At 64.8% G+C, this 14,150-nt stretch carries 14 protein-coding genes; 7 read left to right on the top strand and 7 right to left on the bottom strand.

Features of this window, described 5'->3' with window-relative positions; genetic code table 11:
- Nucleotides 1–79: 79 nt before the first annotated feature.
- Complete coding sequence (locus tag IFU00_00445; protein MBD8540744.1) at nt 80–841, bottom strand: HAD family hydrolase; 762 nt, start codon at nt 839–841, stop codon at nt 80–82.
- A gap of 19 nt (nt 842–860) precedes the next feature.
- Between IFU00_00445 and IFU00_00440 the strand changes: the two genes are divergently transcribed.
- The 3 genes from IFU00_00440 (at nt 861) to IFU00_00430 (ending at nt 2,332) form a co-directional block, all read left to right on the top strand.
- On the top strand, nt 861–1,001 hold the full coding sequence (locus tag IFU00_00440) for a hypothetical protein (GenBank protein ID MBD8540743.1): 141 nt from the start codon (nt 861–863) through the stop codon (nt 999–1,001).
- Nucleotides 1,002–1,074: 73 nt separating this feature from the next.
- Complete coding sequence (locus IFU00_00435; protein ID MBD8540742.1) at nt 1,075–1,668, top strand: hypothetical protein; 594 nt, start codon at nt 1,075–1,077, stop codon at nt 1,666–1,668.
- A 19-nt stretch (nt 1,669–1,687) separates the two neighbouring features.
- On the top strand, nt 1,688–2,332 hold the full coding sequence (locus tag IFU00_00430) for a hypothetical protein (protein MBD8540741.1): 645 nt from the start codon (nt 1,688–1,690) through the stop codon (nt 2,330–2,332).
- A gap of 233 nt (nt 2,333–2,565) precedes the next feature.
- Here IFU00_00430 and rsmA read toward each other — a convergent pair whose 3' ends face one another.
- From rsmA to IFU00_00410, 4 genes are all read right to left on the bottom strand, one after another.
- The gene (gene rsmA / locus IFU00_00425) at nt 2,566–3,342 is read right to left on the bottom strand and encodes a 16S rRNA (adenine(1518)-N(6)/adenine(1519)-N(6))-dimethyltransferase RsmA (GenBank protein MBD8540740.1); all 777 of its coding nucleotides are present in this window, start codon (nt 3,340–3,342) and stop codon (nt 2,566–2,568) included.
- 14 nt (nt 3,343–3,356) lie between these two features.
- A complete protein-coding gene (gene pdxA / locus IFU00_00420) occupies nt 3,357–4,415 on the bottom strand; it encodes a 4-hydroxythreonine-4-phosphate dehydrogenase PdxA (GenBank protein ID MBD8540739.1) in 1,059 nt (352 codons plus the stop codon).
- Nucleotides 4,416–4,418: 3 nt separating this feature from the next.
- On the bottom strand, nt 4,419–5,831 hold the full coding sequence (locus tag IFU00_00415; protein MBD8540738.1) for a peptidylprolyl isomerase: 1,413 nt from the start codon (nt 5,829–5,831) through the stop codon (nt 4,419–4,421).
- A 75-nt stretch (nt 5,832–5,906) separates the two neighbouring features.
- The gene (locus tag IFU00_00410; protein ID MBD8540737.1) at nt 5,907–8,183 is read right to left on the bottom strand and encodes an LPS-assembly protein LptD; all 2,277 of its coding nucleotides are present in this window, start codon (nt 8,181–8,183) and stop codon (nt 5,907–5,909) included.
- A 113-nt stretch (nt 8,184–8,296) separates the two neighbouring features.
- Between IFU00_00410 and IFU00_00405 the strand changes: the two genes are divergently transcribed.
- Genes IFU00_00405 through IFU00_00390 form a run of 4 tightly spaced genes read left to right on the top strand, consistent with a single transcriptional unit; the run spans nt 8,297 to nt 12,582 of the window.
- Entirely contained in the window at nt 8,297–9,361 is a 1,065-nt protein-coding gene (locus IFU00_00405) for a phosphotransferase (protein ID MBD8540736.1), read from the top strand.
- A 10-nt stretch (nt 9,362–9,371) separates the two neighbouring features.
- Complete coding sequence (locus IFU00_00400) at nt 9,372–10,094, top strand: nucleotidyltransferase family protein (GenBank protein ID MBD8540735.1); 723 nt, start codon at nt 9,372–9,374, stop codon at nt 10,092–10,094.
- Nucleotides 10,091–11,437 (top strand): Xaa-Pro aminopeptidase, encoded by a 1,347-nt coding sequence (gene pepP, locus IFU00_00395; protein ID MBD8540734.1) that lies wholly within the window; start codon nt 10,091–10,093, stop codon nt 11,435–11,437. The genes IFU00_00400 and pepP overlap by 4 nt, the downstream gene beginning before the upstream one ends.
- Entirely contained in the window at nt 11,434–12,582 is a 1,149-nt protein-coding gene (locus IFU00_00390; GenBank protein ID MBD8540733.1) for an FAD-dependent monooxygenase, read from the top strand. Before pepP ends, IFU00_00390 begins: the two co-directional genes overlap by 4 nt.
- A gap of 111 nt (nt 12,583–12,693) precedes the next feature.
- On the opposite strand, the gene IFU00_00385 is transcribed toward IFU00_00390, so the two are convergent.
- Both IFU00_00385 and IFU00_00380 read right to left on the bottom strand, forming a co-directional pair.
- Nucleotides 12,694–13,380, bottom strand: a complete 687-nt coding sequence (locus tag IFU00_00385) for a type 1 glutamine amidotransferase domain-containing protein (protein MBD8540732.1) — start codon at nt 13,378–13,380, stop codon at nt 12,694–12,696.
- An 89-nt stretch (nt 13,381–13,469) separates the two neighbouring features.
- Nucleotides 13,470–14,075, bottom strand: coding sequence for a TetR/AcrR family transcriptional regulator (locus IFU00_00380; GenBank protein ID MBD8540731.1), 606 nt, complete (start codon nt 14,073–14,075; stop codon nt 13,470–13,472).
- Nucleotides 14,076–14,150: the final 75 nt, after the last annotated feature.

Below are 14,150 nucleotides of genomic sequence, written 5' to 3'. Positions count from 1 at the left end.
CGTCTTTTTCTGTGGTGCTGGGATAAGAATCAAATTGGGGCGCGGTACGGCAGCGCAAGGCCTGCGGTCCGTCCCAGTGTTATACGCGCATCGGCGCGGATCCGCGTGGCAACTCGTGTGACGGCTCCTGCGGCAGCTCATGCGCCGCATCGAGCCAGTCGAGCAGCGCATCGATGCTGTCCACCTCGACATCGGGCTGCACCTGGTCGGCCAGCTCGTTGATCTTGCCGCTGCGGTTCATCCAGGCGGCGCGCAGGCCCGCCTGCTGGGCGCCCTGGACGTCGAGCAGCAGATCATCGCCCACATACAGGGTATCGGCCGGCAGCACGCCCAGCGCAGCGCAGCCTGCCAGGAAAATCTCCGGATCCGGCTTGGCGGCGCCAAAGTCGCGCGCCGCCACGGATGCCTGGAACTGGTCGGCCAGGCCGATGGTGACCAGGTCGGCCACGCCGTTCGTGACCGAGCCCAGCAGCGCGCGCTGCCGGAGCCGCGCGAGGCCCGGCGCTACATCGTCATACAGCGTCACGGCATTGCGCGCGGCAACGAAGACGACCATGGCCTCGTCCACCCGGGCCACGTCTTCGCCCGCCTGCTCGAACGCGGCGACCAGGCCGGCGTGGCGCAGCGCGCTCAGGTCGATCCCGTACCGGGGCTCGCGGGCCAGCAATTCCAGGCGCGCCTGGCGCAGGCTGTCGATCGTGAACCGCCCGGCCACGCGCGGCGCATGTTGCTGCAACCACGTATACAGAATGGTTTCGGCAGCCCGGATCACGGGCACGATCGGCCACAGGGTATCGTCGAGGTCAAACAGTACGGCTTTGGGCCAGGGATGGCGGGTCATCGGCTTCCAGGGAACGGGCATGAAAAAACGCTACGCCAGCATAGCGATGCATACGGCCAAAAGCAAACCGCACGGCCTGCGCGTTGCTTATATGACATTGTGCTTACAACCTGATACACATGGAAATGGGACGCAAATGGACCGGTTGCCTAATAAATGAACTAAAATGTTGAGCGATTTTTTGATTCCAACCGCGCAGCCTGCGCTTTCCCGCTAGATTATTTGGAGAATATATGAAGAGTTCCTACCTGTGCGCAAGCGCAGCGCTGGCATGCGCGGTCCTGCTGACGGCGTGCGGTGGTAGCGATGGTCAACTACTGCTGGCTGGTACGATTACCGGCGTGACCAAGCCGGGCATGGTCCTGATGAATAACGGCGGCTCGGAGTTCGAGGTGCCGGTTCCGTCGAACGGCACCGGTTCGACCACGTTCCGCTTTCCTGAGCTGATTTCGTCGGATGACAAGTACGATGTGCAGGTCAAGAGCGTGCCGTCGAATGTGGACATCACTACTTGCCAATACCTTTACAACAAAGGTCGCGCCGGCTTCGATGTCACCAACATTCAGATCTCTTGCGCCTTCAGGACGCAAGCCCTCGGCGGCACAGTCAGCAATCTCAAGGGCGAACTGGTCCTGATCAACGGCGCCGACCGCGTCATCGTTCCCGCCGGCGCGACCACGTTCACCATGGCACGTGTTGCACAAGACGCCCCATATGGTGTGTCGATCCTGACGAATCCTGCCAACCAGAGCTGCACCATCGCCAACGGCGTCGGCACCATGGGCGCAGCCGATGTGAACAACGTGACCGTCACGTGCGCACCTTAATTTTCCTGGAGTCAAACGCATGAAGTCTTCCCTGATCCGCCCGGCGCTTGCGCTGGCGCTGGCTGCAAGCCTGGCCGCCTGTGGTGGCAGCGACAAAGCCGAGTTCACCGTTGCCGGTTCGGTGACCAGACTCGTTTATGATGGCCTGGTCCTGAGCAATGCCGGCGTTCCATTAAAGGTTGCACCGCCAACGACTGCCGGCGCAGCGGTACGCTTTGCCTTCCCCGACAAGCTGGAATATGGCGACACCTATGCCGTCACCGTGACCACGCAGCCGGCACACCAGACCTGCGTGCCGAGCGCTCCGGAAGGCGGCCTTTACGCCAATAACGCCGACACGGCGGGCCGCCTTGTATCGATCGATATCGCGATTGATTGCGAGATCAACGAATTCACCGTCGGTGGCACGATCACTGGCCTGACCGGCGCCGGCCTGGTGCTGGCCAACGGCAGCACGGGTGGCACCTACACGGCTGCGACGCCGGCAACGCCACCTGCCACGACGCCGATTACCTACGCGCTGCCTGCGGTGAAATTCGGCACGACCTACGGCGTCACGGTCAGCAAGCAGCCGGCTGGCCAGGTCTGCACTATCGTGAACCCGACCGGCACCATGGGTGACGCTGCGGTGAACAACGTCAACGTGACGTGCGTCGCTGCATAGACTTAACGAGTTATACGAAATTCTTATGTCGAGTATGCGAAAGGAAAATTGGACTTATATGCTGTAACGCAGCATACTGATCCTGTCTCCTCCAACTCTCCTCAGAAAAGAATTGGATTTCGGCCCGCTCTTGTAGCGGGCCTTTTTTTTGCCCGTTGCCAGCAGCATGCCCATGAAAAAAGCGCCCTGAAGGCGCTTTGATCTGGGACATGCTGGCCGGATGGCTGCGAAAACTATGCCTGGCTAGGGAGATTGGCCAGCGCCACATACTGCGCCAGGCTCACCGCTTCGGGCCGCACGCTCGGGTCGATGCCCGCTTCCACCAGCTGCGCCTCGGTGAACATCCCTGCCACGCAATTGCGAATGACCTTGCGCCGCTGCGAGAACGCCTTGGCGACCACCGCTTCAAGGCGCTTGCCGTCGCACGGCAATTGCTGCTTGACGGGCACCATGCGCACGATGGCCGATTCGACCTGCGGTGGTGGATCGAACGCGGTCGGCGGCACGATGAACATCAGCGACATGTCGTAGCGCCATTGCAGCATCACCGACAGGCGGCCGTAGGTCTTGCTGCCCGGCTCGGCCACCATGCGCTCGACCACTTCCTTTTGCAGCATGAAGTGCTGGTCTTCGATCAGGTGGGCGAAGTCCGCCAGGTGAAACAGCAGCGGGCTGGAAATGTTGTACGGCAAATTGCCCACCACGCGCAGCTTCTGGCCCTCGGCCACCGGGATCGCACCGAAGTCGAACTTCAGGGCGTCGCCCGAATGCACGGTCAGGCGCTCGCGCGGATAAGCTTTTTCCAGACGCGTGACCAGATCGCGGTCGAGCTCGACGACGTGCATGTGGTCGAGCTGCTTGAGCAGCAGCGCCGTCATCGCGGCCAGGCCCGGTCCGATTTCGACCATGGTCTCGCCCTTGCGTGGTGCGATGGCGTCGATGATGTCGGAGAGGACTTGCTTGTCGGTCAGGAAGTTCTGGCCGAAGCGCTTGCGTGCTACGTGTTTCATGAATGCTTTCTTTGTTATTTGATACCGGCCGCGCGCTGCGCCAGCACCATGTGCATGGCGGCGCCGATCGCTTCGATCATGCTGCCGCAATCGGCCAGGCCCAGGCCCTGCGCGGCCAGGTCGAGCGCGGTGCCATGGTCGACCGAGGTGCGGATCAGCGGCAGGCCAAGCGTGACATTGATGCCGCGCCCGAAGGTCGCGTGCTTGAGCACCGGCAAACCCTGGTCGTGGTACATCGCCAGCACGCAGTCGGCGTCCTTCAGGTACTTCGGCTGAAACAGCGTGTCGGCCGGATACGGGCCGCGCGCGTCGATGCCGCGCGCACGCGCTGCCTCGAGCACCGGCGTGATGACGTCGATTTCCTCGCGGCCCAGGTAACCGTTCTCACCCGCGTGCGGGTTCAGGCCGGTGACCAGGATGACAGGCGCGGCGATGCCGAACTTGGTGGTCAGATCGGCGTGCAGGATGTCGAGAACCTGGGTCAGGTTCTCGCGCGTGAGCGCGCCCGGAACCTCCTTCAGCGGCAGATGGGTGGTGGCGAGCGCAACGCGCAGGTACGGTTGATCCCCGCCCGGCGCGCCGGCCAGCATCATCACCACTTTCGGCGTGCCGGTCTTTTCGGCCAGATATTCGGTGTGGCCGGAAAACGCGACACCGGCATCGTTGATCGTGCTTTTTTGCAGCGGCGCGGTGACGATGCCGTCGAACCAGCCTCGCTCGCAGCCTTCAATCGCCAGGTCGAGCGTGGCCAGCACGGCGCGGCCATTCTCGGGGTCGAGCCGGCCCGGCACTACGTGGGCGTCGAGCGGCACGTCGATGACGGCCAGTCGCGCGGCGCCAAAGTGCGGCAGGCCACCGTTGCGCAGCGCCTGTGTTGACAGGGCGGCCAGGCGGATGGCGGGATCGATCAGGCTGGCCGTGAGCGCCAGGAAGGCAGCGTCGCCCACCAGCACGCAGTTGGCGTCATGGCGCATGGCCCAGGCGGCGCGGATCGCGATCTCGGGGCCGATGCCGGCCGGCTCACCGACCGTGATCGCCAGCGTGGGACGTTGGTGCGCCAGCGGCGCACTCATGGCTTACTGCTCCTCGCGGAACTCGACGTAGGCGCGGTCGCGCACCTGGCGCATCCAGTCTTCCATCGCTTCCTGCATCTTGCGGTCGCGCAGGACCTGGCGCGCCACGTTGCGCTCTTTCTGCTGCGTCACGTCTTCGCTCTTGCGCTCGACGACCTGGATCAGGTGGAAGCCGAACGGCGACTGCACGATGTCGGATGTATCCCCCGGCTTCAGGGCATTCATCGCGGTCTCGAATTCTGGCACGGTGTCGCCCGGATACAGCCAGCCCAGGTCACCGCCCTTGCTGGCCGAACCATCCTGCGAGTACTGGCGCGCCAGATCTTCGAAGGTGCCGGCGTTGTTGGCCATCTTCTCCTTGATTTCGAGCAGCTTGCGCTTGACCTCAGCCTCGGTCATGGTCGGCGTGACCTTGAGCAGGATGTGGCGTGCGCGGGTCTGCTCGACGACGGCCTTGTCGGTCTCGCTGGCCAGCGAACGCTTGCCGGCCAGTTTCAGGATGTGGAAGCCGACGTTGGTCTTGAGGATCGGCGTGACCTGGCCAGCTTCAAGCTTGCGCAGCTCGGTCGAGAAATTCGGCGGCAGGCGGTCGGCATCGCGCCAGCCGATGTCGCCGCCCTTGAGCGCGTCGGGTGCGTCGGAATAGGTCGAGGCCATGCGCGCGAAGTCGGCGCCGGTGCGCAGCTGGCGCATCACTTCTTCGGCGCGCGCGGCGCGGGCAGCGATCTGCTCGGGCGACGCGTTCTCGGGCACGCGCACCAGGATCTGGGCGATGTTGACTTCGATGCGGTCGGCGGCGGCGGCCTTGGCGGCGGCCATATAGGTGTCGATCTCGGCTTCCGAGACTTGCACCTTGCTGTCGACTTCGTGCTCGCGCAGGCGCTGCATCATGATTTCGTTGCGGATGTCTTCGCGGAAGCGCGAGAAGGGCATGCCTTCTTTTTCCATCTGGTTGCGCATGTCCTGCACCGACAGCTTCTGGTTCTCGGCGATGCGGCCGATCGTGGCGTCCAGCGTGCGGTCGTCGACCTTGACGCCCATCTCCTTGGCCAGCTGCAGCTGGGCGCGTTCGACGATCATCGCCTCGAGCACCTGGCGTTCCATCGTGGCGGTGTCGGGCATCTGGGCGTTACGCGCCTTCATGTTTGCCGTCACCTGGACCATGCGGCCAGCCACTTCGTTGCGCGTGATGACTTCATCGTTGACGACGACCTGGATCGAGTCGACCACCTTGGCGTTGGCCGAGGCAGGCGGCAGGAAGCCCGAGCTGGCGGCCGGCGTGGCAGCGGCTGGCGTCGTGGCGGCCGGCGTACCGGCGGCAGGTGCCGCGGCCTGGGCCAGGACCTGGCCGGCGCTCATTGCGCACAGCAGCGCGGCTGCCAACTGGAGAGACTGCAAACGGGTAGTACGCATCATCTGGAAAGCACTCATTTGAGGATTGTTCACGTCAGGTTGGACGACGAAGTATGGACACCGAGTCTGAAATTTGACTTAGGGCCGGCCGAGGCCAGCGTTCAGTCGCGTATAACCCGGGACGCTCTTGTTGAACGACTCGAGCGGATTGCCCAGGCCCAGGCGCGACAAGCCATTGAGCTCGAGCTGGAAGAAGATCGGCGTCGACGTGGTCTGGGCTGCGGTCACGAAACGCTGCGCCCCCATCCGGAACACCCAGCAATCGGCCTGGTATTCGAGACCGATCAGGCTCTCGATCAGCTTGCTGCCAGTGGACGGATTGACCGCCTGCCCCACGCCATACGAACGCAGCGCATAGCTGACACGCCCGACGCCATACCAGCGCCGCGAGATCGGATATTGCGCCGACAGGTCGATGTTGCGGAAGCTGTCACGCTGATAACGATACTCGGCATTCACGGCCTTCATCTTCCCCGGACGCCACTGCACGCTCACGTTCGAGCTGTACAGACTGCTTCCGGCCGCATCGTATTGTACGCCGCTATCGAAAGTCCAGGACTCGGAAATGGTGCCGCCGGCGGCCAGCAGCAGGTCGTACCGGCTTTGCTGCGCCGCTTCGCCCGCGATGCGCACGCGCGGCTCTTCGAAGTACAGGCGCTGGCCGATGGCCAGGCGCAGGCGCTCGGCGCCGTCTTCCTGGATGAAGCGCGAGACCAGCGCCGCAGTCAGCTGGTTGGCGTCGGACACGCGGTCCAGGCCCACGTAGCGGTTCTCGGAAAACAGCTGGGCATAATTGAAGCCCGAGCGGCCCGTGTCGAACAGCGGGACATCGTCCTGGTTTTCGTACGGCGTGTACACATAGAACAGGCGCGGTTCGAGCGTCTGCGTGGTGGACTTGCCGAACAGCGAAGCATCGCGCTCGAACACCATGCCGCTGTCGAACGACACCGTCGGAATCGAGCGCGTGAGCTTGGTCGGCTTGCCCGGGCGCGTCGCGTGGTCGTCCAGATCGTACTGGGCCGCGTTGTACATCAGCTTGGGCGTGACGAACCAGCCCGGGCGCACGATCGGATAGCTGACCTGGCCCTGGACCACGGCGCGCGAGCCGCCCACGTCGGTGGGATGGGCGAAGCGGGTCGCCTCGGCGTCGACCGCCCAGTCGAAGCCCGCCACGTCGTAGCGCGCCGAACGGAAGTTAATCTGCGGCAGGCGGTCGTACGGGCGCGGCACCGTCAGGCTTGGATTGGCGGCGGCCGCGGGGTCCTGCAGCACCTGGTAATTCTGGGCGCGCGCAGACAGGCTCCAGTACTGGCCCGAGTAATCGGTGCGCAGTTCGCGCAGCAGCTGGCGCTCGGCGCTGGCGGCGACGGTGCGCGAAAAGTCGGACGGGTATTCATCGTCCGATGCGCCATGCAGGTTCCAGCCGTATGACCAGTTCGGTTTGATCGCGCCGTTGTGCAGCGAGTCGGCGCGCCAGCGCGTGGTGCCAGTCTGGCGGTCGTCCGGCAGCACTTCGACGTGGGTTTCACCGTTGTAGGTGCTACCCAGGTAACGTCCGGTCGCACCCAGCTGGAACCCGCGGTCGAACATCATGCGCGGGTACAGTGTCAGGTCGCGGTTCGGTGCGATGTTGACGTAGTACGGCACCATCACCTCGGCCTTGCCCTGCGAGCCAAAGCCCACGGTCGGCGGCAGCCAGCCCGAACGGCGCTGGCCCGACAGCGAGAACGACATTGCCGGCGTGCCCAGGATCGGCACGTCCTTGAAATAGATGACCGTCTTGCCGGCAGTGCCGACGTCACGGCCCTTGTCCAGGCGCAGCGTGCTCGACTTCAGGTACCAGTCGGGATCCGGTCCTTCGCAGGTGCTGTAGGTACCGTCGCGCACGACGGCCTGCTGTTCACCCAGAAAGTCGATCCGGCTCGCCTGGCCCTGGGCATTGTTCGCCGCCATGAAATACGTCGGGTTGAGCAGGTAGCCCTTGCCCGTTTCGAGGTTCAGCTGCAGCTCGTCGCCCTTGTAGCGGTCGCCAAAGCGCCACATGTCGACGTTGCCGGTGGCCGTGACCTGGTCTTCGACGATCAGGTAGCAGGCCGTATCGGCGGTCATGCCTGTCTGGCCGCGCGTGATCTCGACGTTACGGGAGAGGTCGAGCCGGCGGTCGGGCCGGCCGGCGATATCCTCGGCCTTGACGGTGACGGGAAGTTCGTCCTCGGCCTGGGCCGTTGGTGCAGGGGCGGTGACGTTGACGGTGGCGGGCGTCTGGGCGAACGCAGGCATCGCAGTGACCGAAGCCATTGCATACAGTGCGAGCACGTGTCGTGGTGGGAATGGTTGGGCCGAGGACCAGCTCATGGAAAATCGCAGCTCATGGAGAATCGACGTGCGCCATAAAGGGCGGTTTTTTTGGGATGAATCCCTTATTATAGGGGAATTAGTTCAACCAACCGGATTCATCAGGCCGCTTCATGTCATCTTTGTCTCAAAACCTTTCCGCCTCCGCCGACGCAGTGCCAGATACCCGGCTGTCGCAACTGAACGAATGGCTGGCCACGACCGGCCTGGTCGACGTCGCGTCCGGCCGCCGCGCCTCCGTCGACGCCAGCTTCCGGCGCTACTTCCGCTACGACGTCGTGGCCGACATGCAGGCCAAGCTGGGCGCAACGCTGGTCGCGATGGATGCCCCGCCCGAGCGCGAGAACGTGCCGGCCTTCATCCACGTCCAGGGCTTGCTGCTCGAGGCCGGCGTGAGCGTGCCGGCGATCGCCGCGCGCAACGTCGAACAGGGCTTCCTGCTGCTGTCCGATCTGGGCAACACCACCTACCTGTCGCGCCTGTCCATCGACAATGCCGCCTTCATGTATTCGGACGCCGTCGACGCGCTGCTCAAGTTCCAGATGGCCAGCCAGCCGGACGTGCTGCCCGAGTTCGACCGCGCCTTCGTCATGCGCGAGCTGGGCATCTTCCCCGAGTGGTACCTGGGCAAGCACCTGGGCGTGACGCTCGACGACAAGCAGCAGGCGCAGCTCAATGGCGTATTCGAAGCCATTGCCGCCAACGTGCTGGCGCAGCAGCAGGTGTTCATGCACCGCGATTTCCATTCGCGCAACCTGATGTTCCTCGACCAGCACAACCCGGGCGTGATCGACTTCCAGGATGCCGTGTATGGCCCGGTCACGTATGACCTGGCCTCGCTGCTGCGCGACGCCTACATCCAGTGGGACGAAGACATGGTGCTCGACTGGGTGGTGCGCTACTGGCAAAGCGCCAAAAGCGTCGGCCTGCCGGTCAATCCGGACATCGACGCGTTCTACCGCGACTTCGAATACATGGCCCTGCAGCGCCACCTGAAAATCCTCGGCATCTTCTGCCGCCTGAACTACCGCGACAGCAAGGCCCACTACATGGGCGACCTGCCGACGGTGCTCGACTACGTGCGCAAGACCGCCAACCGCTACAACGAACTCAAGCCGCTGCTGCGCCTGCTCGACGCAATCGATGACAAGCCGCAGCAGTTCGGCTACACCTTCTAAGGCAACCATCATGAAAGCGATGATTTTTGCCGCCGGCCGCGGCGAGCGCATGCGGCCACTCACCGATACCTGCCCGAAGCCCCTGCTCAAGGTGCGCGGCCGGCCCCTGATCACCTGGCACGTGCTGAACCTGGTGCGCGCCGGGATTGTCGACATCGTCATCAACCACTCGCACCTGGGCCACATGATCGAGGCCGAGCTGGGTGACGGCAGCCGCTACGGCGCGCGCATCGTCTACTCGCACGAACCGAGCCCGCTCGAGACGGCCGGCGGCGTGGCCAATGCGCTGCACCTGCTGGGCGACGAACCGTTCCTGGCGGTGTCGGGCGACATCTACGCGCCCTACTTCGACTTCACCGAGGCGCTCGACGCGCTCAAGGACAAGGATGCGGTGGGCCAGGTCTACCCGGTCGACCAGCGCGACATCGCCTGGCTGTGGCTCACGCCTAACCCGTGGCACAACCCGGAAGGCGACTTTGCAGTCGACATGTACACGCTGCGTAACGAGGGCGACGTCAAGTTCAATTTCGCCGGCATCGGCGTGTACCGGCCCGAGATGTTCGACGGCATCCGCGCGGGCGAATTCGTCAAGTTCGGTCCCCTGATGCGCCAGTATATCGAGCAGGGTCGCATCGGCGGCGAGGTGTATCACGGCCAGTGGGTCAATGTCGGCACCGTCGGCCAGCTGGAAGAACTGAACGCGCCGCTGCGGCCGGCCAAGTCGGCGCCATGATGCCGGCCGGCGCCGTGCATGCGGATCGGCGCGCGCGCGTGCTGGCGCAGATGCAGCCAGGCGCGGTGGCGGTGCTGGGCACGGCGCCCGAAGTCATGCGCAATGGCGACAGCCCGTATCCGTACCGGCACGACAGCTATTTTTACTACCTGAGCGGCTTCGCCGAGCCTGACAGCGTCATCGTGCTGGTGGCGGCGCTCGATGCGCGCCCTGCCCGCGCGATCCTGTTCTGCCGCGCAAAAGACCCCGACCATGAAATCTGGGACGGCTTTCGCTATGGGCCCGATGCGGCGCGCACGACGTTCGGGTTCGACGAGGCGTATCCGGTCGACGAACTCGATCACCGCATGGTGGGCATGCTGTCGAATGCGCCGGCGCTGTACTACGCGCCGGGGCACAGCGCAGCGCTCGATGCGCAGGTGACCGGCTGGCTGAAGGGCGTGCGCGCGCTGGGCCGCACGGGCGTGACGGCGCCGGCGACGACGCACAACTTGCTGGTACTGCTGGACGAGATGCGGCTGCTGAAGGACGCGCACGAAGTGGACCTGATGGCGCGCGCCGGCGCCATCTCGGCTGCGGCGCATGCACGCGCGATGCGCGCCACGCGCCCCGGCATGATCGAGTACGAGATCGAGGCCGAGCTGCTGCACGAGTTTCGCCGCAACGGCGCGCAGGCGCCGGCGTATTCGTCGATTGTCGCATCGGGGCCGAATGCCTGCGTGCTGCACTATATTGCCAACGACCGCCGCATCCTCGATGGCGAGCTGGTACTGATCGACGCCGGCTGCGAAATCGATGGCTACGCGGCCGACATCACGCGCACCTATCCGGCCAATGGCCGCTTCACGGCGCCGCAGCGCACGCTGTACGAACTGGTGCTGCGCGCGCAGGCCGCGGCGCTGGCGGCCGTCCGGCCCGGGCAACCGTACAGCGGCATCCACGAGGCGGCGGTGCGGGTACTGACCGAAGGGATGCTCGACCTGGGCCTGCTCGACCAACGCAAGGTCGGCTCGGTCGACGACGCGATCGACACACGCGCATTCGCCCAGTTCTACATGCACGGCACCGGCCACTGGCTGGGGATGGACGTGCACGATGTGGGCGTGTACCGCGACCTGGCGCTGCCCGACAAGCCATCGCGCGCGCTGCAGCCGGGCATGGCGCTGACCGTGGAGCCGGGCATCTACGTACGGCCGGCCGACGGCGTGCCCGAACAATACTGGAACATCGGCATCCGGATCGAGGACGACGTCGTCGTCACCGATACGGGCGCGCGCATCCTGACGGACGGCGTACCGAAAGACGTGGCGGAGATTGAAGCATGGATGAAGGCAGCACGATGACCAACCAAACACACGACGTCGATGTGGCGATCTGCGGCGCGGGGCCGGTGGGCCTGGCGCTGGCAGGCTTTTTGGTCCGGCGTGGCATCGCCGGGACGCGCATCGCGCTCATCGACGGCAAGTCGCTGGGCCAGGCGATTTCGGATCCGCGTTCGATCGCGCTGTCGTGGGGCAGCGCGCAACTGCTGCAAGAGGTAGGCGCCTGGCCGCTGGCCGCCACGCCGATCCACGAGATCCACGTCTCGCGCCGCGGCCAGCTGGGTCGCAGCCTGATGAAGCGCGAAGACCACGATGTCCCGGCGCTGGGCTATGTGACGCGCTACGGCGCCGTGGTCGATGCGCTGGCAAAGGTCGGCGAGCAGGCGGGTGTAACGATGCTGCGCCCGGCGCGCGTGACGTCGCTCGATGAACAGCCCGATGCAGCGCTGCTGCATCTGGACGACGGCAGCACAGTGCGTGCCCGGGTCGCGGTGCAGGCCGAAGGCGGCCTGTTTGGCGCGCAGGACCAGCGCGCCCGCAGCCGCGACTACGAACAGAGTGCCGTCATCGCGCGCGTGACGACGGCGCTGCCGATCCCGCACCGCGCGTTCGAACGCTTCACCGATGAAGGCCCGCTGGCGCTGCTACCCGAAGACGGCGCCGATGGCCACCAGTACGCGCTGGTCTGGTGCATGCGCCCGGAGCGCGCACAGGCGATCCTGGCGCTGGACGACACGCGTTTCCTGACGCAGCTGGGCGAGGCGTTCGGCGCCCGCCTGGGCGCGTTCACGAAAGTATCGCCACGCAGCGCGTTCCCGCTCGGCCTGAACGCCGAAGCACGGGCCACGGCCCGCACGGTCGCCATCGGCAATGCCGCGCAAACGCTGCACCCGGTGGCCGGCCAGGGCCTGAACCTGGGCCTGCGCGACGCCGCCGTGCTGGCACGCCAGCTCGCGCGTGGGACGAATGCCGAAGCAATCGCCTGCTTCACACAAGACCGCGCAGGCGACCGCGGCACGACCATCGGCCTGACCGACACGATGGCCCGCGCCTTCACGATCCCCGGCCCGCTGCAACCGCTGCTCGGCCTGGGCCTGGCCGCCCTCGACCTGACCCGCCCCGCCCGCACACTGCTGGCCGACCTGATGATGTTCGGCCGCCGCTAACCCCAAGCAATTACCCAACAATTGGGGTCAGAGTCGAATTGTTTGACAACGTTTTGTTAAATGGCCGCCAATACATTGCCAACGGCGATGTATTGGCGGCCGCCGCATCTGTCAGGCAGCGCGCGACAGCGCTTCCAGCAGCTTGGTGGCAGTGGCCGCCGACGAACCCGGATTCTGGCCGGTGATCAGCAAGCCATCGGTGACCACATACGAACCCCAGTCGTCGGTGCGCGAATAGTTGCCGCCTTTTGCCTTGAGCTCGTCTTCCACCAGGAACGGCACGATGTCCGTCAGTTCGACAGCCGCTTCTTCGGTATTGGTAAAGCCCGTGACGCGCTTGCCCTGCACGAGTGGCGTGCCATCGGCATTCTTCACGTGACGCAGCACGCCCGGTGCGTGGCAGACCAGCGCCACCGGCTTGTTCGCAGCGATGAACGACTCGATCAGCGCGATCGAGTTGCGGTCTTCGGCCAGGTCCCACAGCGGGCCGTGGCCACCCGGGTAGAACACGGCATCGAAATCAGCCTGCGAGACGGTGTCAAGACGCACGGTCGCGGCCAGTTGCGCGTTCGCAGCGGCATCGGCCTTGAAGCGGCGGGTGTCATCGGTCTGGGCCGATGCGTCATCACTCTTCGGGTCGAGCGGCGGCTGGCCACCGGCAGGCGAAGCCAGCACGATATTGGCGCCGGCTTCTTTCAGCGCGTAGTATGGGGCGGCCAGCTCTTCGAGCCAGAAGCCGGTCTTGCGGCCAGTGTTGCCCAGGGTGTCATGCGAAGTCAGTACGATCAGGATGTTCATGGTGTGGCTCCTTGCTGTTGAGTTTAATAGACCAGTCGTCTAGCTTACGTGTCAAAAAAACGCTTCATGTGAAGCGTTTGGTATTCATGTTATTCGGGCAATTGCAACAGGCGCCGTGTGGTCGCCAGCGCCGCATCGAACGCCACCGCATCCCGCGCGATCTTGGCCATGAGGCTGGCGCCCAGCCAGAGCTGGTACAGGCTCTGCGCCACCTGCCCTGCCTCGCCCTCTACCTTCAGCGAACCGTCGGTGGTGCCGCCTTCGATGGCCTCGGCCAGACGGGCGACGATGCCGGCGGTGCCTTGCTTGAGCGTCAGGCGCATCGGCTCGGACAAATCGACCACTTCCGCGCCCAGCTTGACGGCCAGGCACTTGCCCTGGCAATCGTCAAATGACTGGTTCGTGCGCCATTGCCCGAAGTAGGTCAGCAATTTGCCGGCCATCGGTGCCGTTGGCTCGCGCAGCGTGACGTCCATCTCTGCCAGATACGCGTCGAAATACCGTGCCAGCAGCGCTTCTCCGAACGCATCTTTTGAGCCGAAGTAATGGTAGAACGAGCCCTTCGGCACGCCCGCCGAGACCAGGATCTCGTTCAGCCCCACCGCCGAAAACCCTTTGCCGGCCATGATGCGCTGCCCGACGTCGAGGATGTTGTCGCGAACGCCGGACGATTCAGAGGTCAATGCTTTTGCCATGGACCCACTATACATCAAATTAGACCAGTCGTCTAGAACTGCATGCAAGCGGGTCGCGAGGCTGGATGGCCGGCG

The organism is Oxalobacteraceae sp. CFBP 8761, assembly GCA_014841595.1.
Lineage (GTDB): Bacteria > Pseudomonadota > Gammaproteobacteria > Burkholderiales > Burkholderiaceae_D > Telluria.
The sequence above is the reverse complement of the archived record's forward strand: the minus strand, read 5'-3'. Positions and strand labels throughout refer to the sequence as shown.

Bases quoted from the DNA above. Each gene is read 5' to 3' on its own strand.
- IFU00_00445 (MBD8540744.1), bottom strand. From the start codon at position 841: ATGACCCGCCATCCCTGGCCCAAAGCCGTACTGTTTGACCTCGACGAT.
- IFU00_00440 (MBD8540743.1), top strand. From the start codon at position 861: ATGAAAAAACGCTACGCCAGCATAGCGATGCATACGGCCAAAAGCAAA.
- IFU00_00435 (MBD8540742.1), top strand. From the start codon at position 1,075: ATGAAGAGTTCCTACCTGTGCGCAAGCGCAGCGCTGGCATGCGCGGTC.
- IFU00_00430 (MBD8540741.1), top strand. From the start codon at position 1,688: ATGAAGTCTTCCCTGATCCGCCCGGCGCTTGCGCTGGCGCTGGCTGCA.
- rsmA (MBD8540740.1), bottom strand. From the start codon at position 3,342: ATGAAACACGTAGCACGCAAGCGCTTCGGCCAGAACTTCCTGACCGAC.
- pdxA (MBD8540739.1), bottom strand. From the start codon at position 4,415: ATGAGTGCGCCGCTGGCGCACCAACGTCCCACGCTGGCGATCACGGTC.
- IFU00_00415 (MBD8540738.1), bottom strand. From the start codon at position 5,831: ATGATGCGTACTACCCGTTTGCAGTCTCTCCAGTTGGCAGCCGCGCTG.
- IFU00_00410 (MBD8540737.1), bottom strand. From the start codon at position 8,183: ATGAGCTGGTCCTCGGCCCAACCATTCCCACCACGACACGTGCTCGCA.
- IFU00_00405 (MBD8540736.1), top strand. From the start codon at position 8,297: ATGTCATCTTTGTCTCAAAACCTTTCCGCCTCCGCCGACGCAGTGCCA.
- IFU00_00400 (MBD8540735.1), top strand. From the start codon at position 9,372: ATGAAAGCGATGATTTTTGCCGCCGGCCGCGGCGAGCGCATGCGGCCA.
- pepP (MBD8540734.1), top strand. From the start codon at position 10,091: ATGATGCCGGCCGGCGCCGTGCATGCGGATCGGCGCGCGCGCGTGCTG.
- IFU00_00390 (MBD8540733.1), top strand. From the start codon at position 11,434: ATGACCAACCAAACACACGACGTCGATGTGGCGATCTGCGGCGCGGGG.
- IFU00_00385 (MBD8540732.1), bottom strand. From the start codon at position 13,380: ATGAACATCCTGATCGTACTGACTTCGCATGACACCCTGGGCAACACT.
- IFU00_00380 (MBD8540731.1), bottom strand. From the start codon at position 14,075: ATGGCAAAAGCATTGACCTCTGAATCGTCCGGCGTTCGCGACAACATC.